At 70.4% G+C, this 1,907-nt stretch carries 2 protein-coding genes; both read left to right on the forward strand.

What is annotated here, in order from left to right; genetic code table 11:
* A partial coding sequence (locus ACE3UY_RS14230) for a P1 family peptidase (protein ID WP_374688172.1) occupies positions 1 to 727 on the forward strand: 727 nt, incomplete at its 5' end.
* Positions 728 to 781: 54 nt separating this feature from the next.
* On the forward strand, positions 782 to 1,907 hold a 1,126-nt coding region (gene solA / locus ACE3UY_RS14235), incomplete at its 3' end, for an N-methyl-L-tryptophan oxidase (protein WP_374688173.1).

Below are 1,907 nucleotides of genomic sequence, written 5' to 3' on the forward strand. Positions count from 1 at the left end.
CGGCCTGCCGGTGGTGGCCGAGACGTGGGACGGCTGGCTGAACGACATGGACGGCTTCCACCTGAAGGCGGAGCACGTCCGCGCCGCGCTGGATGGCGTGGCCGGCGGGCCGGTGGCCGAGGGCAGCGTCGGCGGCGGCACGGGCATGATTTGCCACGAGTTCAAGGGGGGCATCGGCACGTCGTCGCGGGTGGTCGAGACGAAGGCCGGGACGTACACCATCGGCGCGCTCGTCCAGGCCAACCACGGCTCGCGCGAGGATTTCCGCGTAGATGGCGTGCCCGCCGGCCGGCTCATCGACCGCGCCCGCACGCCCGCCCCCTGGGACGAGCCGGCGCAGAGCAGTTCCATCCTCATCATCCTGGGGACGGACGCGCCGCTGTTGCCGTTCCAGTGCCGGCGGCTGGCGAAGCGGGCGACGGTCGGCTTCGCCCGCGCCGGCGGCATGGGCCACAACGGCAGCGGCGATATCTTCCTGGCCTTCGCCACGGGCAACGACCTGAACGCGGGAGAAGAACTGACCGCGCTGCGCATGCTGCCCAACCACCACCTGAATCCCGTGTTCGTCGCCGCGGCCGAGGCGGTGGAGGAAGCCATCGTCAACGCCGTTGTGGCCGGGGGGACGATGACGGGGTGGCAGGGGCGGGTGGTGTATGGGTTGCCGCTGGAGGAATTGCGCGGTCTCTTTGCGGGGGAGCCGGGGAAGCATGAGCGTGGACAGTTGTAGGGGCGGGACAATCGGCGCGGGGTATTTCGTCCGAACAACACTATAGACATTACTATGAAACACGACTACGACACCATCATCCTCGGCCTCGGCGGGCTGGGCAGCGCGGCGCTGTACTGGACGGCGCGGCGCAACGGCGGGCGCGTCCTGGGCCTGGAGCAGTTCGAGCTTGACCACGCCCGCGGCGGTTCGCAAGACCACTCGCGCATCATTCGCCTCTCCTACCACACGCCCGGCTACGTCGAACTGGCGAAGCACGCCTACGCCGCCTGGGCCGAGGTCGAGGCGGACGCGGGCGAGCAGCTGGTCTACCGCACGGGCGGGCTGGACTTCTGGCCGGCGGCCTCGCCCTTCGCGATGGCCGACTACACCGGCAGCATGGACGCGGCCGGTGTGCCCTACGAGCATCTGTCGGCGGCTGAGGTCATACGGCGCTGGCCCCAGTTCCGGCTGACCGACGACGTGAGCGCCATCTACCAGGCCCAGAGCGGCATCGCCACGCCCAACAAGAGCAACGCCGCCCACCGCCGGTTGGCGCGGGCGTATGGGGCGACACTGCGCGACCACGCGCCGGTGACGGCCGTCCGGCCGCGCGGCGACGAGTTGGAGGTGGTCGCCGGCGGAGAGACGTACCGCTGCCGCCGCCTCATCGTCGCCGCCGGGGCGTGGTCGAACGGCGTGCTGGCCCACTTCGGCCGGCGGCTGCACCTGACGGTGACGCAGGAGCAGGTGACCTACTTCGCCACGCCCCACGCCGCCGACTTCACGCCCGACCGCTTCCCGATCTGGATCTGGCTGGACGAGCCGTGCTTCTATGGCTTCCCCGTCTTCGGCGAGCCGGGGCCGAAAGCGGCGCAGGACGTGGGCGGCGAGCGGGTGACGGCCGAGACGCGCACCTTCGAGCCGAACGCGGCAACGCTGGCCCGGACGGAGGCGTTCCTCAGCCGGGTCATCCCGACGATGATGGGGCCGCACCTCTACACCAAGACGTGCCTCTACGACATGCCGCCCGACCGGGATTTCGTGCTGGGCAGCCTGCCGGAGCAGCCCAACGTGTCTATCGCCATCGGCGCGGGCCACGCCTATAAGTTCGCCAGCCTCATCGGCCGCATCCTGAGCGACCTGGCCCTCGACGGCCGGACGGACTACGACATCAGCCCGTTCCACATCGACCGGCCGA

This window comes from Promineifilum sp. (SeqCode) (assembly GCF_041918635.1).
Lineage (GTDB): Bacteria > Chloroflexota > Anaerolineae > Promineifilales > Promineifilaceae > Promineifilum.